At 66.5% G+C, this 19155-nt stretch carries 14 protein-coding genes and 1 pseudogene; 10 read left to right on the top strand and 5 right to left on the bottom strand.

The features are described from left to right. Positions 1-103: 103 nt before the first annotated feature. A complete protein-coding gene (locus ACEYYH_RS14460; RefSeq protein WP_374975047.1) occupies positions 104-1537 on the bottom strand; it encodes an ABC transporter substrate-binding protein in 1434 nt (477 codons plus the stop codon). 130 nt (positions 1538-1667) lie between these two features. On the opposite strand from ACEYYH_RS14460, the gene ACEYYH_RS14465 reads away from it, so the two are divergent. Continuing rightward, a complete protein-coding gene (locus ACEYYH_RS14465) occupies positions 1668-2600 on the top strand; it encodes a dihydrodipicolinate synthase family protein (RefSeq protein ID WP_374975048.1) in 933 nt (310 codons plus the stop codon). Next, positions 2597-3343: an SDR family NAD(P)-dependent oxidoreductase gene (locus ACEYYH_RS14470; protein WP_374975049.1), complete on the top strand. Its 747-nt coding sequence runs from the start codon at positions 2597-2599 to the stop codon at positions 3341-3343. Before ACEYYH_RS14465 ends, ACEYYH_RS14470 begins: the two co-directional genes overlap by 4 nt. On the opposite strand, the gene ACEYYH_RS14475 is transcribed toward ACEYYH_RS14470, so the two are convergent. Beyond that, on the bottom strand, positions 3332-4132 hold the full coding sequence (locus tag ACEYYH_RS14475; protein ID WP_374975050.1) for an IclR family transcriptional regulator: 801 nt from the start codon (positions 4130-4132) through the stop codon (positions 3332-3334). The genes ACEYYH_RS14470 and ACEYYH_RS14475 overlap by 12 nt on opposite strands. 144 nt (positions 4133-4276) lie before the next feature. Here ACEYYH_RS14475 and ACEYYH_RS14480 point away from each other — a divergent pair, with 144 nt between their 5' ends. The 5 genes and pseudogenes from ACEYYH_RS14480 (at position 4277) to ACEYYH_RS14500 (ending at position 10635) form a co-directional block, all read left to right on the top strand. Next, positions 4277-4894, top strand: a complete 618-nt coding sequence (locus ACEYYH_RS14480) for an SGNH/GDSL hydrolase family protein (protein ID WP_374975051.1) — start codon at positions 4277-4279, stop codon at positions 4892-4894. A 115-nt stretch (positions 4895-5009) separates the two neighbouring features. Beyond that, on the top strand, positions 5010-9017 hold the full coding sequence (locus ACEYYH_RS14485) for an NEW3 domain-containing protein (RefSeq protein WP_374975052.1): 4008 nt from the start codon (positions 5010-5012) through the stop codon (positions 9015-9017). 650 nt (positions 9018-9667) lie between these two features. After that, on the top strand, positions 9668-10117 hold the full coding sequence (locus tag ACEYYH_RS14490; protein WP_374975053.1) for a hypothetical protein: 450 nt from the start codon (positions 9668-9670) through the stop codon (positions 10115-10117). Continuing rightward, positions 10114-10287, top strand: a pseudogene (locus tag ACEYYH_RS14495) (DnaJ domain-containing protein); the annotation flags it as partial. The gene ACEYYH_RS14490 and the pseudogene ACEYYH_RS14495, both read left to right, overlap by 4 nt. Before the next feature lie 141 nt (positions 10288-10428). Then, a complete protein-coding gene (locus ACEYYH_RS14500; RefSeq protein WP_374978295.1) occupies positions 10429-10635 on the top strand; it encodes a hypothetical protein in 207 nt (68 codons plus the stop codon). Between the two features lie 79 nt (positions 10636-10714). Here the strand turns inward: ACEYYH_RS14500 and ACEYYH_RS14505 are convergent, their stop codons facing one another. Both ACEYYH_RS14505 and adhP read right to left on the bottom strand, forming a co-directional pair. After that, positions 10715-12685 (bottom strand): ABC1 kinase family protein, encoded by a 1971-nt coding sequence (locus tag ACEYYH_RS14505; RefSeq protein ID WP_374975054.1) that lies wholly within the window; start codon positions 12683-12685, stop codon positions 10715-10717. 9 nt (positions 12686-12694) lie between these two features. Then, positions 12695-13735: an alcohol dehydrogenase AdhP gene (gene adhP, locus ACEYYH_RS14510; protein ID WP_374975055.1), complete on the bottom strand. Its 1041-nt coding sequence runs from the start codon at positions 13733-13735 to the stop codon at positions 12695-12697. 259 nt (positions 13736-13994) lie between these two features. Between adhP and ACEYYH_RS14515 the strand changes: the two genes are divergently transcribed. The 3 genes from ACEYYH_RS14515 (at position 13995) to ACEYYH_RS14525 (ending at position 16647) form a co-directional block, all read left to right on the top strand. Beyond that, on the top strand, positions 13995-15347 hold the full coding sequence (locus ACEYYH_RS14515) for an MBL fold metallo-hydrolase RNA specificity domain-containing protein (RefSeq protein ID WP_374978235.1): 1353 nt from the start codon (positions 13995-13997) through the stop codon (positions 15345-15347). A 125-nt stretch (positions 15348-15472) separates the two neighbouring features. Beyond that, entirely contained in the window at positions 15473-15676 is a 204-nt protein-coding gene (locus ACEYYH_RS14520; RefSeq protein ID WP_374975056.1) for a hypothetical protein, read from the top strand. Continuing rightward, positions 15673-16647: a CPBP family intramembrane glutamic endopeptidase gene (locus tag ACEYYH_RS14525; protein WP_374975057.1), complete on the top strand. Its 975-nt coding sequence runs from the start codon at positions 15673-15675 to the stop codon at positions 16645-16647. The genes ACEYYH_RS14520 and ACEYYH_RS14525 overlap by 4 nt, the downstream gene beginning before the upstream one ends. Before the next feature lie 21 nt (positions 16648-16668). Here the strand turns inward: ACEYYH_RS14525 and ppsA are convergent, their stop codons facing one another. Continuing rightward, on the bottom strand, positions 16669-19080 hold the full coding sequence (gene ppsA / locus ACEYYH_RS14530; RefSeq protein WP_374975058.1) for a phosphoenolpyruvate synthase: 2412 nt from the start codon (positions 19078-19080) through the stop codon (positions 16669-16671). Positions 19081-19155 lie beyond the last annotated feature (75 nt).

Raw genomic sequence — 19155 nt, forward strand, 5'->3', positions numbered from 1 at the left:
GCCAGCTGCCGGACGGGAGTCGACGCCGTCGTGAGCGCCGTCCTGCTGGGCGCCCGACCGACACGGTCGGGCGCCCAGCAGTGGTGGAACCTGTCACCACGTTCTAGCCGCCGTAATTCTCGAGGGGATCCCAGTCGGGGAACGAGATGTCGTCGCGCGAAGCTCCCTCGACCTGGTCGACAGCGGTGTTGATCTGGTCGTCCAGCGAGGCGGCGATCGGACCGAACGGCTGATTCTGGATGATGGCCGCAGCGGCAGCGGCCACGGGGTTGAGCCCCGTCTGACCCGCGAGCGCGTTGAAGATCGCGGCCCCACCCTCGCTCAGCAGCGCCGGATTCGGAGCGGAACGCACCGTCTCATCTGCGATATCGACGATGGCAGTCTGATCTTCCGTCGTCTTGCCACGCCACGCGCTCTCGATCGCGGTCAAGGTGCCGAACTTCTCGTAGTACGCGGACTGGAACTCCTCCGAGCCGAGGCAGGACATCACCTGCCACGCGCCATCGGGGTTCTTGCTCTCGCTGGACATGCTCCAATGCGGGTTGAACGTCGACAGCTGCGCGTTGTACGCCTGACGACCGGAGTCGGGTACCGGGGGCGCCGCGATACCCAGGTCGAGGTCGGGGTTCAGTTGCCGGATCTGCGCGACGTGCCAGGGTGCGGTGACGTACATCGCGAGACGACCGGCCGCCATTTCCTGGAAGCCCTTCGTCCCGTCCCAGCTCTCCCAGCCGGGTTCGAGCACGCCATCAGCCTGCATCGCGGTCAGGGTGTCGACGAAACCGACGAAGTCTTCGTCGGAAACGTTCGCCTCCCCGGTCGTCAAGTCAAGCCCGTTCGTGACGATCGTCGCCGGCGCGCCCGTGGGGACCGTGTAGTTGATTACCGACGCCGTGCCCGTCGTGGGGGCGAACCCGTAAGTCGTGCCGGCGTTGTCCGCGCTGACCTTGCGGGCGATCTCGTCGAGATCGCTCCAGGTCTCCGGCGGGCCATCGAAGCCCGAGGCCGACAGGACGTCCTTGTTATACAGAAGGACGGACACGTAGGACCAACCGCCCCACGTCAGCGGAATGCTGACCAGCTCATCATCGCGATACAGACCCGACAGGACCGGATCGGACAACGTGCCTTCGGGGAACGCGGCGATGAAGTCCTCGTCCGCGTAGTCCGTGAGCGAGGCAACCCATCCCTTCTGATAGAACCGGTCGAGAGCCGCCTGACCCTGGGCCTGGAAGACGTCCGGACCGTCGCCCTGCTGGAACATGAGCTCGACCGCGTTCAGCTGCTGGTCCGCCGGGTTCTCGATGATGTTGACCTTGAGGCCTGGGTTCTCGTCCTCGCAGCGGTCCATCTGCTCACGGTAGAGGTCGCTGGCTCCCGTCGGGTCGGGCACGATCGCCAGCGTCACCTCGCCGCCTCCCTCAGATGTCTGCGGTGACGGCGCGCCGACGAGCGAACATGCGCTCAGCGAGAACGCTCCCCCCGCGACGAGCGCAACGGCAAGCGCGCGTCGCGCCCCTCTTGTGCTGTTGGGCATGGACAACTCCTTCATTGGTTGCTGTCGTAGGTCAGCTTCTCATGCTGAACTATGGTTAGAGTATCTACAATATGGAGATCGTTCGCAACCTGTGGCGGTCATGAACCGAATATGGGTCGAGGAGGACCACATGAGCACACATCATCTAGCAGGCGTCGTACCGGTGCTCGCGACCCCCTTCAATGAGGATGGAAGCGTCGACTACGTGAGCCTGCGACGCCTGGTCGAATGGGAAATCGCGGCTGGCGCGACCGCCCTGGCTGTCTTCGGGCTGGCCAGCGAGGCGTTTGCTCTCTCCACTACGGAGAGGGAACGGATCCTTGGCGAAACGGTTGCGGTCGCCAGCGACCACGGCATACCCGTTATCGCCGGGATCACACCGACCTCGCTCCCATCCGCGCGCGAGCGGCTGGCCGAGGCTGCGTCAGGGGGAGCAGACGTCGTCATGGTCATGCCACCGCATCTCATCAAGCCTTCTGCGGCGCAGATCGTCGACTTCTTCGGCGATCTCGCCGCGGATGCGCGGGCCGTTGAAGTGGACGTGATGATTCAGGATGCGCCGGGCGCGACAGGGGTCGTGATGGACGTTGCGACGCTCGCGCAATGCGCATCCTTCGACGCGATCCGGTCGATCAAGGTAGAGGCGCCGCCCACCGCCCCCAAGATCCAGACGCTCGAGCGGCTCCTGCACGGAGGCGGAGTCCAGTTGCTGGGTGGGCAGAATGCACAGTTCATGCTCGAGGAACTCGCATCCGGCGCGATCGGCACGATGCCCGCGTGCGAGTTCACCGACCTTCTCGTCCCGGTGTTCGACGATTGGCAGGCGGGTCGCACCGACGCCGCGAGGGACGGATTCGCGGCCTTGATGCCCTTGATCGTGTGGGGCCTGCAGCCGGGCCTAGGCTGGGCCGTGCACAAGGAGGTCCTCATGGCGCGCGGAATCATCGACTGCGCGGCCGTTCGCTCCCCCGCCACGCCCCTCCCGTCCTTCAGCCGCGCGCTCCTCGAGCCGGTGCTCGATCGCCTCAGCATCGGCCGCTCGTCGGTCGCCGTGACATCATGACGCCACTCGGCGCGTTGGTCACCGGCGCAACGTCCTCTCTCGGACGGGCGGTCACCACAACACTCACTGGAATGGGCTTCGCGGTCGTCGAGACTTCGCTCGACACTCCCCCGTCGCCTGGGCCGACGCACCTCACCGCAGATCTCAGCCTGGGAAGCGCTGCAGAGCAGGTCGTGGATCGGGCGACCGATCTGGTCGGCCCGCTTTACGCAGTGGTGTGCATCGCCGGTCGGATGCCGGTGGGGCGCATCGAGGATGCGACCGACGCTGACCTTGACGCGGCGATGCGCGGTTCGTTCGCGACATTCTTCAACGTGACTCGCGCCGCGGTGACGCAGATGCCACCCGGTGGCAGCATCGTGGCGGTCTCATCGGTCAACGCCACGCTCGCTGCGCCCGGTGTCGCCGCCTATGCAGCGTCGAAAGGGGCTGTCGACGCACTCGTTCGGCAGGTTGCGCTTGACCAGGCAAGTCGAGGAATACGCGTGAACGCTGTCGCGCCGGGGCTGATCGACGACGGACGAGTGCCCGGTGCCGGCGCAGGCTACCCGCGCGGTACGGCAGTGACGACCGACGAAGTTGCGGCGGCGATCGGGTTCCTCGCGTCGCCGTCGGCGAGCGGCATCACCGGAGCGGTCTTGCCGGTGGACGCCGGTCTGAGCATCACGTCTCCGGTGAGCTTCCTTCGCCAGGATCTCGCAGAGCGACTCCACCCTAGCGACCGACCCCGATCAGGAACGTGATGCAATGAATCCCAGGTCGGATGAGATCTGGTCAGCGCGTTCGATAGCGCGCATGGCGAGGGATTCTGCCCGCTCGGGGAGCCGAATTGCCGACATGGGCCCCGATATCGAGAGCGCCGCGACCACTGACCCCGAGCGGTCGCGGATCGGCGCCGCCACGCATGCGCGTCTCAGCGCCAGCTCCTCATTCTCGACCGCATAGCCTCGGGTGCGCACCGTCGTGAGCTCGGCTGAGAGGCTGGCCACATCGGTGATCGTGTTCACCGTATAGGCGGGCAACGGCCCCGGCCCCAACAGCTCTCGAAGACCTGCATCCGGCAGATCGGACAGCAGGGCCTTCCCCAGCCCCGTCGCGTGCAGCGGACCGCCCTGACCGATCATGGTCGCGGAGCGGGGAGCCTCCGACCCCTCGAAGTGTGCGAGGTAGAACAGCCTGGTGCCGCGACGTTCCGCAAGATTCACACCGAGACCAAGCTCGCAGGCGAGCGACTGCGCCACCTGCCGGCCGGCCTGATGGGCCGGCGACTGGTTGAGCGCCACCGCCGCCAGCGTGACCACTTGGGGCCCTGCCGTGTACAGACCGGATCGTTCGTCTACGCTGATGAATCCAAGTCCGAGCATCGCACCAACCAGGCGCGAGACAGTCGACTGGCCCAACCCCGTCATCTCGACAATCTCCGAGATGCGCAATTGCGGTCGCTCCTGCGAGAACGAGGACAGCACCGCCAGGGCCCGCTCGACGCTCTGCGTGCCGGTCGCAGCTTCCTTGCTCGCAGCCACCGTTGCCATGCGACCTCCTGCGGATCTCTGGAGCTCCGCGTGATGCATCGGAGCATTGTCGGTCTTGTCTATCACTGTCTGGGCGGTGCGCCCAGTTCTCCTTGCATTCTATACCTACAATGTGGTTCTGCTCATCACATTAGGAATGGATTCATGGCACACAACCTCGTATTCACTGGCGACAGCATCACCGACTCCGGTCGCCGCGACAGCTCTCCCCCGCTAGGGCACGGATACGTGGCACTCATCGCCGACCAATTGCAGTCCGCCGCTCCGGCGTGGTCGATCATCAACACCGGAATCGCCGGCAACCGGACGCTCGACCTTCGAGAGCGCTGGCTCCCCGATATCGAGGCCGTCTCACCCGACGTTCTCAGCATCTTGATCGGCATCAACGACGTGTGGCGCCGCTTCAGCGACGACGACCCGACTGACGTCACCGACTTCGAGGCCACCTACCGCACGCTGCTCACGCAAGCGGTCGCCAGCGGAAGCCCCGCCCTCGTCCTCTGCGAGCCGTTCCTCCTCCCCGTGAGCGACGACCAGCAGGCGTGGTTCAGCGATCTGAACCCGAAGCGCGGCGTGGTCCGCGCACTTGCCTCGGAGTTCGGGGCGCGATTTCTCCCCCTGCAGGAGCTATTGAGTGACGACGCCGGAAAGTACGGAACGAATGCACTCACCACCGACGGCGTCCACCTCACCCCGATGGGTCATCGGCTGCTCGCCGACCACTGGATGCACGCATCGCTTGCCCTGCTCAGCGGACACTGAAAGCACAGCCCGGGCGCTCGTGGGGGCACCTACGCCCCCCGCGATCGCCCAGATTTTGCATTCGAGACACGTCGTAAGGGTTGACAACTTGTAGTAAGCATGTTCAATCTACATTATGACCAATGAGGCTCAGCATCGCGGTACGGGCGGCCCGCACTTCACCCGCCGCACCATGATCGGCATGATGATCGCCACGGGCGTTCTTCCGCACGTCCTCGGTGGGAGCAGCCAGCCGGCTCGTGCTCTCACCGAGGATGACCCGTTCGTCGCGAGCGATGCGCTTCGCCGGCTGGAGAAGCCTGACCTGGCCTTCGAACAGGTCGCCCAGCTCACAGGCCCGCGACATCGCGTCACGTTCTATTCGGCGACATGGGACGGCGGCGCCGCGTACGTACGGGATCTGGAGACCTGGACGGGCTCGGGCTGGCTGACGGTGTCAGGCACGGACGAACGGTTCGACGAGCAGTGGGTCGTGCTCACCAGCGCCGAGGCGGCATCGCCCGACTACTACTACGCAGCCGCTGCCCCACACTGGGTCGCCATGCAGACGATCAGCCAAGTTTCTTCGTCAGTGGTCGAATTGACTTCGACGGACGGCGCCGACTACTCCCTCGTGGCCCGCTGGGTGCTCGACGGCGACTACGTCGAGGTGCAGTACGAACTGACCGCGCTGCACACACAGCACTACATCGTCGGATACCAGTCGCACCCGATCGTCGACGAGTCCGACGTAGACGAGGTTCTGTGCGGAGCGCTCCAGCACGCTCGCACGATCAAGAGCACCACATCGCTCGGCGCCTGGGAGCTCTTCGCGCCGATGGCGCTGACCGAACGCACCATCTCCGGTCAGCAGGTCACTGTCGGCGTCTACATTCCGGGTGACGTGCTGGCGTTCGAGCACGACCGGGCTCTGGGCAGCGACCGCCAGCCGTTCGGGATGAGCCTGCGCAATGACACGGGCAGCGTGCAGCCTGTGGTGTACGCGCCCCAGGCTGGTCTGCGGTCGGCCATGACCGCCAACACGTCGGTCGCGTACGCGTTCGGCGTGGCCGCCGCAACGGGCAGCCTGTACGACACGTACGTCGCCCTCTGCCGGGATCAATACCAGTTGAGCGCATATCGCGAGAACGTCTACGACACGTCGTTGACCGCCGCGATCCACAACATGATGTCGCTCGCTGCGATCGACCCGGCAGGCGATGACAGCGCCACGTACGTGCCGTCATACTCGGGCTGGTGGAGCCGCGCGAAGGGCTTCATCGACTTGGAGAACAACCTGTCGGTGCGTGCCGCCACCGCCGGAGCCCTGCTCTCGGCGTTCTACCTCACCGGCACCGCCGCCGATCTGAGCTTCTACGTCAAGCGCGCCCGGCCGATGCTGGAGTATCAGATCTCGCGCCGTGCCGTCGGATCGACCCCTGTTCCAGGCTCACCGATCTACGGCGACACCAGCATCTACACGCACGCACTCGGCAGCTACGTCCATGACGCGAGCGTCCTCGTTCCGATGTGGCAACTCACGAAGGGGCAGAGCGGTGGCCTCCACCGAGCGGCGAAGGATCTCATCGTGACCCGACCCGCCTACCAGCCGGACTACCGCAGCCCGTGGAGCACTGCGATGCAGGCGTGGGCGTTGAGCGGGGACCCCGCCCGCCTCGCCGAAGCAACGACCATCGCGCGGCGATACGCGCGTGATCAGATCGACACCCCTTACACCACCAACGTGACGGAACTCCAATTCGCCTTCAATTACTCGAAGACCTGGCTCGAGATGTTCGCGCTCTTCGAGGCGACGGGTGAGCAGGACCTTCTCGACGCGGCCTACACCGAAGTCAAGCGGTTCATCACCCAGACCACGGTCCGTCCCGTACCGAGCGGCACCATTTCGGTGCCTCCCGGGGCACCCAATCTCGAGCACATCGATGCGTGGGGCGCCGCAGCCGACCCTTCCTATCCCCACTCGACCGTGGCGACCGAGACTGTGCCGAAGTGGGTGGTCTCGAACTCGGGCCTCACCTTCGAGCAGCTCGTCACGTTCAAGCTCGGCGACAGCACCAGCGATGGCGGAGGCGGCTACGTCCTCAACCCCATGTGGGCTCCGGCACTGCTGCGCCTCGCGCACCACACCGAGGACGAGTTCCTTCGTGACATGGCGAGGAACATGGTCGTCGGCCGCTTCACCAATTACCCCGGCTACTACAACAAGCAGTACATCGCCCGGCCGAGCGCGCCTGACTACGCGCTCACCGGCCCGGCCGCCCTGTCGGCGATCTACTACCACCACATCCCCGGTCAGATCGAGCTCGCGATCGATTACCTGCTCTCCGAGGCATACGTCCGCTCGGGCGGGGAGGTCTCGTTCCCCGGCTACTTCGAGAGCACATTCGTCTACTTCCGGGTGCGGCTCTACGGCGCGGAACCCGGCACCTTCTACGGCGAGACCGGCGTGTGGCCACATCTTCCCGAAGGAATCATCGAGGTCGACGACCCCCAGATCAACTGGGTCACCGGCGTCAGCGATACCGACTTCTACGTTGCGCTCGCGAACATGTCGGCTTCTTCGGTGACGACGACGATCTCGTTCGACGAGGCACTGACGGCCATCAGCGCGTCCGGGAGCTACAGCGCCGAAGTCATCGACGAGAGCGGGACGCGCACGCCGACGACAGTGACGTCGGGTGCGATCACAATCACCGTCCCGGCCGGCGGCCTGCGATCGATCATCGTCCGCGGCGCCGGGGTACCCGCACCCTGGCACTGGACCCCTACCGCCATCGACCGCTCCGCAGTGAGCTACACGCTCGACGACGCGGATCCGTCAGGTCCCCTCGGCATGACCAAGGCACTGCTCATCGTCCGCCCGGACCGCGTCGGTATGGATGCTTACGTGCAGACGGATTCGCAGGATGCCGCAACAATGACGTTTTCGATCAACGGCGGGGCGAGCCAGACCACGCCCGCCAAGCCCTATCCGTACGAGTGGACGATTCCACTCACCAACCTCACGGACTCGTTCACATTTCAGGTGAACACGGCGACCACGTCGTCTCCCCAACGAACCCTCCGACTCCCACCCTCCATCACCTCCGTCACCCCAGCAGGCCAGACCTACTCCGGAGAGATCGCCGCCCCCGGCAGCACCACGCCCGGCGACACATTCCAGGTGCGGGCCCGGGTCCGCTCGACCAGCGCGACGGCTCGCACCGGCGTCACCCTAGGACTCACGGTGCCCACCGGCTGGACCGTGACCAATGCTTCCGGGCCGACGACCCTGCCAGCGGGTGGATCGATCGACTGGACATTCGACGTCACGGCCTCCGCAGCCGCAACGATCGGCAATGCACAGATCTCGGGAGCGGCAACATGGACCGGCGGCTCCGCCGGGCTCACCGCCACGTCGGTTGAAGTGCTGCAACCGATCATCGTGACCGCCGTCTCTGCAAGTCCATCTCGGGTCAAGCCTGGGGAATCAACCACGATCACGGTCGCTGTACTCAACCGTGGGCCCGTGTCTCTCAGCAAGGCGATCGCGTTCGCGGCACCGTCCGGTTGGAGCCTCGCGTCGGCCAGTGCGACGCCCACGGTCTCCGCCCGATCCGAGCAGGAGATCACGGTGGTGGCGACCGCCGGCCTTGGTCTCACTCCCGACACGACGTATGCACTGACGGCGACGCCGAGCGGCGGCACCGCATCCTCCGTGAGTGTGCAGGTCGACCATCCGCTCGCCACGGTCATCACGGCCGATACCCCCTACCCGGGCTACTTCGAACTCGGACGGTGGATCTCCAGCGGGCTTCCCGGGTTCGAGAAGACGATCTCCCGCTACAGCGCACCCGGTGTGACCGGAGGCTCTGTTCGATGGACTCCGGACCTGCCCACGAGCGGCTCCTACGAAGTCTTCGTCTGGTACCCCGCCAACTCGGCCTCGACGACAGCTGCCTCTTACGTCGTGCATCACGCGAGTGGCGACACGACGGTGTCCGTCAATCAAGCGGTCAACGGCGGAACGTGGGTGAGCCTCGGCTCTTACTCATTCGGCGCAGGCTCCGCCGGCCATCTTCGGTTGGAGGTCACGAACACCTCATTCCACCGTGTCAGCGCCGCGAGGTTCCTCAAGCTGTGATCCGCCTCTTGGGAACCTGCCGTGTCCGCCCCCCATCTTCGATCCGTAACCGTTGGCGCTTGGCGCCCACTCCAGGCGACCGACGTCAGATCCTGTCCAAGAGCACAATGCTCAGCAAGAGCGCGATACGCCTATCGCTGTTTAGCAATGTGCTCACTTAGCTTGCGTCGCCCTGCGGCCCGATTTCGACGCTCGCCGAGCCCTCCCCTCGGGCGCCCGCGATCGCTGATATTCCGGGGATTCTTGCCCGCATTTTGACCGCAAACGGTTTGCCGCAACCTGCTTTCAGCGGTCGCTGAATGTCGTCCCGCTCCTCGAAGATCCGCGTAATTCCGCGGTTCTCGCACCTTTGTGTCGGATTGAGCATTATGCTCAGTCGTGTTCGAGTCCCTCCAGGGGCATCGCGGTTGCTTCTGTCTCCGCGGTTTGCTTCGGTACTCGGCGTCCTGAACGGGCGGTCGCCCCGTGAGCTGGTCCTCAAGACCGCCGCCGCGCACGCAAGGACCAACGACCCTACTTCACGCGGATGGCCGCTCCAGACTGTGTGGCAGCGCACGGGCACTCCCGTCCGCGGCCAGTTCGTCCTCGAGAGGGGGGTTGACGCCACGTTGGGGATCTTCTCTCGACGGGTCCGACTACCGGAGACTCCCGTGGACTTCCGGGTGCCGGTCGGATGGCCGACGCCCGCCGACTGGTGGGTGCGTGAGAACCTGTTCTGGCAGCCCCCGCCGGGCTGGACTCCCCGGGCGGGCTTGGCACCACCATCGAAGGGGTGGCGCTATTGGACGCCGAATCCCGGCTGGCGGAAGGCGACCGCGCCGGCATATCGGTTCATCCGCCACTGGGCGCGAGCAGCGGTCCTGTTGGGCGTGCCCTGCCTCATCCTTGCCGTGGTCTCCCTCGTCGTGGATATACCGCTCGTCGCCCAGGTCGTCGGGTGGGCGTTCGGCACCCTGGCCACGGGGTGCGTTGTCGTCTACGGGATTCTGCGGCGGCGCATCACGCGCGGAGTGCTGGACGAGGCGGCGTCGCTCGCGGCGCAGGAGCGCCGAGAGCGGATGGTCCACGAGTACCAGCGTTATCGGCGGGCAGTCGGATGACCCTCGAAGAAGCACGAAGGTGCCTCGGTTTGCAGCGCGGCGCAACAGTCGACGAGATCCGCCAAGCGTTCCGCCGGCGCGCGCGGATGGTGCATCCCGACCGGCATCCGCGTGCCGCTCCGGATGAGCTCAGGTTCCTCGAGGGAGAGTTCAACAGAGCACGAGAGGCCCGCGACATCCTCGTGCGAGTCGCCCGCGACCCGCGCGACACCGCATCCTTCGAATCGGTTCCGCGGCCGGCACCTGCCGCGAGCCGACCGGCCCCAGTCCGCACGTCTGCTCCGCAACCGGGCGCGCGCACTCGTCGCCCGGTGCCGGAGCCCGCACCGCACGCGCACCCGGTTCCCGTCACGATGCGATTCGACGAGTTCGTTGCGTGGTGGGATGCCGCCGGCTTCGGCCCCGGTCATCGGTCGCCGTTCAAGGCCGCATGGAGCCGCATCGCCGCCTGGGCTGCGGTCGGCGGTTCCGTGATCGCGATCGCCGGTGCCCTCGTGTGGGAGACGATCGGACTCTGAAGCCGCTCGAATGACGTGTCAGCCGCATCCGCGCGCGTGCTCGCCCGCGGGAGCGAAATGGCGGAACAGGCGGACGGTGTCAGCGATGTGCACGGCTTCGGAAAGACCACGCGAGGCTCCTCAGCAGCAGAAGGAGACCTCCGAGCCCGAGCACGCTGCCGAGGAAGGAGAAGGCCGGAACGTCATCCGTCAGCAAGGGTCCGTTGTCACTCACGCCGAGCAGCACACCGGCGATGACCAGGCTGACACCGACCACCGTGATGGTGACGCGTGAGATGATCCCGTCGATCCAAGACCTCTCTCGGGTCGTGTCGAACATCCGGACCCTCACGGCGAGGGTGCCCTCGTCCAGTTCGCGGGAGATGCTCTCCATCCTCGTGCTGAGGCGCCGCAGCCTCTCGACGAACAGCACGCCCTGCACCTGCGCGTTCCTGATCACTTCTCGCACGGAGAGTTGCTGAGACGCCGCGTTCACGCCGATCGCCACGCCCCGTGCGGTCAGGTCGTAGTCCGGCATCAGAAGCCTCAATGTGCCGTCGAGTGACCCGAGGGTCCGAAGCACGAGCAGCAGCGAGGGAGGGATGGCCAATCGGTGCCGACGCAGCACATCCACCAGCAGTCGGAAGATGTCCTCGTTGGCGCGACTGTTGCGAACTCTGGTGATCACGACGCCGATGTCCCGCTGGAGCGCCGCCTTGTTCAGAGATTCTCCGTACTGGCACATCAGCAGGACCAGGGCCGTCGCGCTGGCGTCGTCCTCGTTCGCGATCGCGACGAAAAGAGGCAGGAGCAGACGGCGAAGGCTCTTCTCCACGATTCCGATCGCGCCGAAGTCCACCAGCGCGACGTCGTGCGAATCGTCATCTCCCCGAGGATCGGTGAGGATCAGGTTTCCCGCGTGCAGGTCGGCATGGAAGACACCGCGGACGAAGATCTGGTCGAACACCGCGGTGACGATGTCGTCGGCGATCGAGGATGCCTCGTCCTCGGCCAGCTCGGCGCGCTCAAGGTGACTGAAGGGTGTGCCGAATATGCGCTCTTGGACGAGCATGCGCTCGGTAGAGAGCGCCGCGAAGGACGTCGGAATGCGAAGCGCTGACGAGGACTGGGCCGTTGCGGTCCGCAGCAGCTCGACGTTGTCGAGCTCGATGCGATAGTCCAGCTCGTCGCGGAGAGTGCGCGCGAACTCATCGACGAGCGCAACGGCACCGTACTCCTTCGCCCAGTCGGTGCGGCGTTCCATGTCGAGTGCAAGACGGTGAAGGATGTCGAGATCCGTGACGACCTGTCGACGTGCGAGAGGCCGCTGGATCTTGACGATGACGTCCTCACCGCTCTTCAGACGTGCCGCGTGCACTTGGGCGACCGACGCCGCTGCCAGAGGCTCCGTGTCGATGTCGCTGAAGACGTCGCCGATCGGCGCGCCCAGTTCCGTGCCGATCACCTCCTCTGCCGCCTCCCACGCGATGGGCGTCGAATCCATCTGCAGGGTGGCCAAGGCATCGACGAGGTCGCGGGGAAGAACATCATCGCGTGCGGACAGCATCTGTCCGAGCTTGATGAATGTCACTCCCGCCTCGTTCGCCGCGGCGACGATGGCGGCAGGTAGATCGTGGGATGCTGCGTCCTGGCGTCCGAACAGAGCCAACCCGTGACGCGACGCGATCGACAGGATCTGCGCGTAACGCCGTGCTCGATCCCGCCGGCGGAACGCCTCGCGGATCGTGGTGACCGGGTTGCGCCCGCTTCGGGACGGCCAGGCGAACTCCAGCGTCACGACGCACACCACGACGGCGGCAAAGAGCCAGCCGAGCGTGAGGGCGAAGAATGCCAGCGCAATGGGAGTGTCGGCGACGACGCGATCGTCTTCGACGACGCCTGCAGCCCGCAACGACCAGCTCACCAACGGCAGCGCCAAGAGGAAGACGATCAGCGCCGTGGCCCCGGCGCGGAGCCAGCTCACCGAGGAATCGAGAAGGCGCCGTGACGCCCAGGCCGCGAGGAGCGCGAAACCGATGGCGAGGACCGCGAAGGTGAGCCAGATCGGCATGTCTGGCGGTCAGCCGGTCGGCCGCACGATGTCCGCCGTGTGATAGGTGAACACCAGCCGAGCGGGAACGGTGCCGGCGAGCACCTCGTCGACGGAGTCGTTGACCTGGTCGAGATCGCGCGTCTGAGTGATCACGCGGGTGCGACCGGCGGCGTGGAGGTCGAAGACCTCGACGAGGTCCTGGCGGGTGCCGACGATGGACCCGATCACGCTGATGCCTTTGAGGACCGTGTCGAACACGGGCAGCGTGATGGTGCCATCCGCGGGCAGCGACACCAGCACGAGCCGGCCGCCGCGGTTGAGCGCCTCGAAGGACTGACGGAAGACGGCCGGCGCCACCGCAAGGACGACCGCGACGTCTGCTCCCCCCAGGTCACGGATCGCCTCGGCGGGGTCCGTGGTCCCCGCGTTCACGACGTGATCGGCGCCGAGCTCGGACGCGAGCGCGAGCTTCTCCTCGGTCACGTCCACCGCGATGACCTTCGCGCCCACCAGCCGGGCGTACTGCACGGCCAGGTGCCCGAGTCCGCCGACGCCGAAGACCGCGACGGTCTCCCCCGGAACGACCCTCGCGTTCTTGATCGCCGCGTACGTCGTCACTCCCGCACATGTCAGAGGAGCAGCATCCAACGGGGTCACCCCGTCCGGTACCGGCACCGCGTACTTGGCGTCTGCCAGCATGTACTCCGCGTAGCCGCCGTCGACGGCGTAGCCGTTGTTGTACTGCTGCTCGCAGAGGTTCTCGCGCCCGTCGATGCAGTAGCGGCACTCCCCGCACGCGTGGCCGAGCCACGGCATCGCGACGCGCTGCCCGACGGTGCGGCTGGTGACGCCGTCACCCAACTGCTCGACGATGCCGACACCCTCATGACCGGGCACGAGGGGCAAGCCGGGCTTGACCGGCCAATCGCCGCGCATCGCATGGATGTCGGTGTGGCACAGCCCGCAGGCCTCCAGCCGAACGAGCACCTGGCCGGGGCCGGGTTGCGGGATCGGGCGCTCTTCGACTTCGGCAGGTGCGCCGAAGGATCGGACGACTGCTGTTCGCATGGGTCTCTCCTCACGGGATGGGTACGACACCAGCCTCGCCCGCCGGTCAGGCAGCGGGAGGGTCGAAGGTCCCGAGCGGTCGATCACAGCGGGATCGTCGTGAAAGGTCCCTGGCCGCGCCGTGCGACAGGACGTCGGGACCTTCGTCCTGGGCTGCAGGTCGGCCACCGCATAACGTTCCGAGCGGACAGAGAAGGGACCCCGAGGAGGATGATCCGTGATCGACCACTCATCGCGGAGTGCGGGGAAACGCGCGCACCTGCGCTTCCTGGGCGCCGCAGACACGGTCACCGGTTCCCGGTACCTCATCACCGTCGGAGAACGGCACGTGCTCGTCGATTGCGGGCTGTTTCAGGGATACAAGGTGCTGCGCGATCGCAATCGTGCGCCCTTCCCGGTTCCGCCTCGCACGATTGATGCCGTCGTGGTGTCGCACGCCCACCTCGACCATTCCGGGTACCTGCCGGCGCTGGTGCGGGACGGCTTCCGAGGTCGCATCTACGCCACGGAGGGCACCACCGAGTTGTGTCGCATCATGTTGCCCGACAGTGCACACCTGCTCGAGGAGGAAGCGCGACATGCGGCCAATGGCAAGTGGTCGAAGCATCCCGATCCCGAACCGCTGTACAGTCTCGCCGATGCGTCGGCCGCGCTGGAACGATTCCAGCCGGTCTCGTTCGGTGCCGCCGCGGTTGTCGCCGATGGCATGGAGATGGAGTTCGTGCCGGCCGGCCACATCCTGGGTGCGGCGCAAGTGCGGTTGCGGATTCACGATCGGACGATCCACTTCACCGGCGACCTCGGCCGGCCCGACGACCCGCTGATGCAGCCCCCCGCGCCACTCGAGGCCGCCGACGTCCTCGTGACCGAGTCGACGTACGGAGACCGGCGACACGATCCCGAGAATCCGGAACGGGCCCTGGGCGAGATCATCCGACGGGTCGCCGCGCGCGGTGGGGTGGTGCTTATTCCGGCCTTCGCGGTGGGTCGAACGGAAACCGTGCTGCTGCACCTCTCACGACTTCGAGACCATGGAGCGATCCCGCACCTGCCCATCTTCATCAACAGCCCGATGGCGGCCAGCGCCGTCGACGTCTATCGACGTCACCCTTCGGAGCACCGGCTCGAACTCGATGAGTTGGACCGCATGTACCGACTCCCCGAGGTCGTCGCCAGTGTCGACGACTCGAAGCTGCTCAACCTGCGCGGCGGTCCGATGGTGATCATCTCGGCAAGCGGCATGCTCGCGGGCGGCCGGATCCTGCATCACGTGGCCGCGTATGGCTCACACCGCGACAACGCCATCGTGCTGACCGGGTTCCAGGCCGGCGGCACACGCGGAGCGGCACTGGTCCGAGGGGAGCGGACGCTCCGCATCTTCGGGAGGGACGTCCCCATCCGTGCGGAGGTGCACAACCTCGACTCGATGTCGGCGCACGCCGACGCGAACGATCTGATCGAGTGGATGAAGTCCTGCCCTGTCTCGCCCCGCGCGGTCTATGTCACACACGGTGAGCCGACTGCGGCTGACACCCTGCGGGCGAGAATCCGTCACGAGGTGGGCTGGCCCGCGCGAGTACCGGAGCATCTCGAGTCCGTCGATATCCCCTAGATGCAGCGCCGGACCGCGGCGCACATAGGCACTCGGCCGCCCGCCCGCATCGGCACGCCACGGGACGTTCGACCCAACCGGCCGCAGCTCCCGAGACGATTCTGCTGGCAACGGAGGGGGCGAGCATGACGGAGAACCGGCGTACCACTCAGATCGTGGAGAGCACGGGCCAGTCGGCCGTGTTCTTCCTCCTGGCATACATCGGCGCCGCGATCTACTTCGTGTCGCAATCCGACGGGTCGTTCTGGGGCATCCTTCTCGGCATCTTCCAGGGCTTCGTATGGCCGGTGTACGTGACGTACCACGTGCTCGATCTGCTGGCGGTGTGACCCCCTTGCCTGCGGAGGGGACGGCGGCCGGACCGACCGATGGCCGGCACGCCGACATCGGCACGAGAGATCCGCACCCTTGGGACACCCCCGCCGGCGCGTCCGCCGCCGCTGGCGTCGCGTGGATCGCGGTCTTGTCGCTCAGCGCCGTGCCTGCGATCAGCAGCCAGGAGTTGTTCGGCGCGATTCCGCCTTGGCTGCTCCCCGCACAGATCGGCATCGTGCTCGCACTTCTCACCGCAGCGTTGATCGTGCGTGGCCTGCGGCGCCTGTGGCGCTACAGTCTCATCGCGGGCGCGCTCATCCTCCTTCCTGCGGCCGGGCGGCTGTTCAGCTTCGACCTCCCTGCGCTCCAGTCGATGCTGGGCTCCACCCCCTTCGACACGCGCATGCAGGCTGAGCAGACGGGCAGGTTCGCCGTCACTCTCGGCATGATCGTCGTGCTCCTGGCGATCGGATTGAGACCGACCGACTTCTTCCTGACACCCGGCAGGCTGACGGCACCGATCCGCCCTGTTCCCATGCTCGGCTTTCCCAAACCCGACTCGTGGCGGCGCTTCGGTCTGATCTGGGGCTTCGGCGTCGCCTCCGCACTCGCCATCGCTCAGTTCCTGGTGATGAGGCCGGAGCTGTCCTCGCTGCCGTCGCTGCTGCCCATGGCGCCGTCCATCCTCATCTACGCGGCGCTGAATGCCTTCAACGAGGAGATGACGTATCGGGCGCCGATGCTCGCAACCCTCGAGCCGGCCGTCGGCGGCCGCCACGCCCTGTGGCTGGCGGCGGTCTACTTCGGAGTCGCGCACTACTTCGGCATCCCCGGCGGCCTTCTCGGCGCGACGCTCTCCATCTTCATGGGCTGGCTGCTCAGCAAGGCGATGCTCGAGACCCGAGGACTCTTCTGGGCGTGGTGGATCCACTTCCTGAGCGACGTCGTGATCTTCTCCTTCATCGCGCTCACGCTGATCGGATGACGGATGCCGCGTCCCGGCCTCTCACGCGGGTGCGAGGTCGGCGGTCACGCCGGACGGGGCATCCATCCGCTCCGCGAGTCGCAGCCAGGTCTCCACAACGGTGTCGGGATTCAGCGAGATCGACTGGATGCCCTGGTCCACCAACCAGTCGGCGAGGTCCGGGTGATCGGAGGGTCCCTGGCCGCAGATGCCGACGTACTTGCCGCGCCTGTTGCAGGCGTCGATCGCCCACCGCAGCACCTCCAGCACGGCCGGGTCACGCTCGTCGAACTCCCCCGCGACGAGGTCCGAGTCCCGGTCGATGCCGAGCACCAGCTGGGTCATGTCGTTGGACCCGATGGAGAAGCCGTCGAAGTGATCGAGGAATCGGTCGGCGAGGATGGCGTTCGAGGGGATCTCGCACATCATCAGCACTCGGAGGCCGTTCCGTCCGCGCTGGAGGCCATGCGTGCCGAGCTCCGCGACGACGGCTTCCGCCTCGGCGACGGTCCGCACGAACGGCACCATGATCTCGAGGTTCGTCAGTCCCATCTCGTCGCGCACATAGCGCAACGCCTCACACTCCCAGGCGAAGCACTCCTGGAACTCGGGCGTGATGTAGCGCGACGCGCCGCGCCAGCCGAGCATCGGGTTCTCTTCGCGCGGCTCGTAGCGATCACCGCCGAGGAGGTGGGCGTACTCGTTCGACTTGAAGTCGCTGGTGCGCACGATCACCGGTTCCGGGTCAAACGCCGCGGCGATCATGGCCACTCCCTCCACGACCCGCCGGATGAAGAACTCGCGGGGCGACGGGTACGCGGCGATCCGGGCGGTCACCTCCGCCCGGAGGTGATCTGGCAGCGCGTCCAGTTCGAGCAGCGCACGGGGATGGATGCCGATCTGATGGCCCACGATGAACTCGAGCCGCGCGAGACCGACTCCCTGATTCGGCAGAGCGGCGAACGTGAACGCCTGGTCTGGCGTGCCGACGTTCATCATCAGTCGCACCGGAGGCTGCGGCATCCGTCCAATGGGAATCTCATCCTGACTGAAGCCGAGCCGACCGGCGTAGACACGGCCATCGTCTCCTTCGGCGCAGCACACCGTCACGTCGCTGTCGGCGGGGAGGCGGCTGGTGGCGTTTCCCGTGCCCACGACGGCTGGGATTCCGAGCTCTCGCGCGATGATGGCCGCGTGGCACGTGCGGCCACCGCGGTCCGTCACGATCGCGGATGCCCTTTTCATCACCGGCTCCCAGTCGGGATCGGTCATCTCGGCGACCAGGACATCTCCCGCGCGCACCTGGTCCATCTCGGCGATCGAGCGCACCACACGCACCATCCCGGCACCGATCCGCTGACCGATCGCCCTGCCGTGGAGCAGGACCGGGCCGCGCTCGCGCAGGACGTACCGCGTGACCGCATGACCCCGGGCACGTGAGGCCACGGTCTCGGGCCGCGCCTGCAGGATGTACAGCCGCCCGTCGACACCGTCCCGGGCCCATTCGATGTCCATCGGACGCCCGTAGTGCGCTTCGATGATCAGCGCACAACGGGCAAGCTCCTGGACTTCGCCGTCAGTGATGCTGAACACCCGGCGGTCGCTCACCGGCACCTCGGTCATGACCGTGCTCGTCCCGACCCCATGGCCAGACGCGAATCGCAAGGCGACGGCCTTCTCCCCGATGTGCCGGCTCAGGATCGCGGGCCGTCCCGCCCGCAACCCCGGCTTGTACACCGTGAATTCGTCGGGACTCACCTCACCCTGGACGACCGCCTCACCGAGGCCATAGGCACTCGTGATGAGGACCGCCCGATCGAATCCGGACTCGGTGTCGATCGTGAACATCACGCCCGAGCAGCCGACATCGGAGCGCACCATCCGCTGCACAGCCGCCGACAGCGCCACGTCGCTGTGGGCGAATCCCTGATGCACCCGATACGCAATGGCGCGGTCGTTGTACAGAGACGCGAAGACTTCACGGATCGCGGCGAGGACGTTGTCGACGCCGGCGATGTGAAGATACGTCTCCTGCTGCCCGGCGAACGATGCATCCGGCAGGTCCTCCGCCGTCGCCGACGACCGCACGGCCCAGGTCGCACCGGCACCGTCGGCATCCGCTGCGACGAGATCAGCGAACGCGGCACGGATGTCGGACTCGAGGTCCTGCGGCAGCGGCTGCTCCTCGATCCAGCGTCGGATCGTCGAGCCCGCACGCGCGAGCGCGTGGACATCAGAGACGTCCAGAGTCGAAAGGACGTCGCCGATGCGACCGGCCAGACCGCCGGCGTTCAAGAAAGCACGATAGGCATCCGCCGTCGTCGCGAATCCACCCGGGACACGGAGTCCCTCATCACTCAGCTGCGAGATCATCTCACCCAGCGAAGCGTTCTTCCCGCCGACCTGAGACAGATCCGCCATGGTGATTCGTTCCAGCGAAACGATGTTGGTCATGCGACGACACTCCGCCGCCGGCTCGTCCGGTGGCGGGCCGAAGGTCCCGTCGACGGCGCCGGTGCTCTCGCGCCC

Source organism: Microbacterium trichothecenolyticum (assembly GCF_041938625.1).
Classification (GTDB): Bacteria; Actinomycetota; Actinomycetes; order Actinomycetales; family Microbacteriaceae; genus Microbacterium; species Microbacterium trichothecenolyticum_D.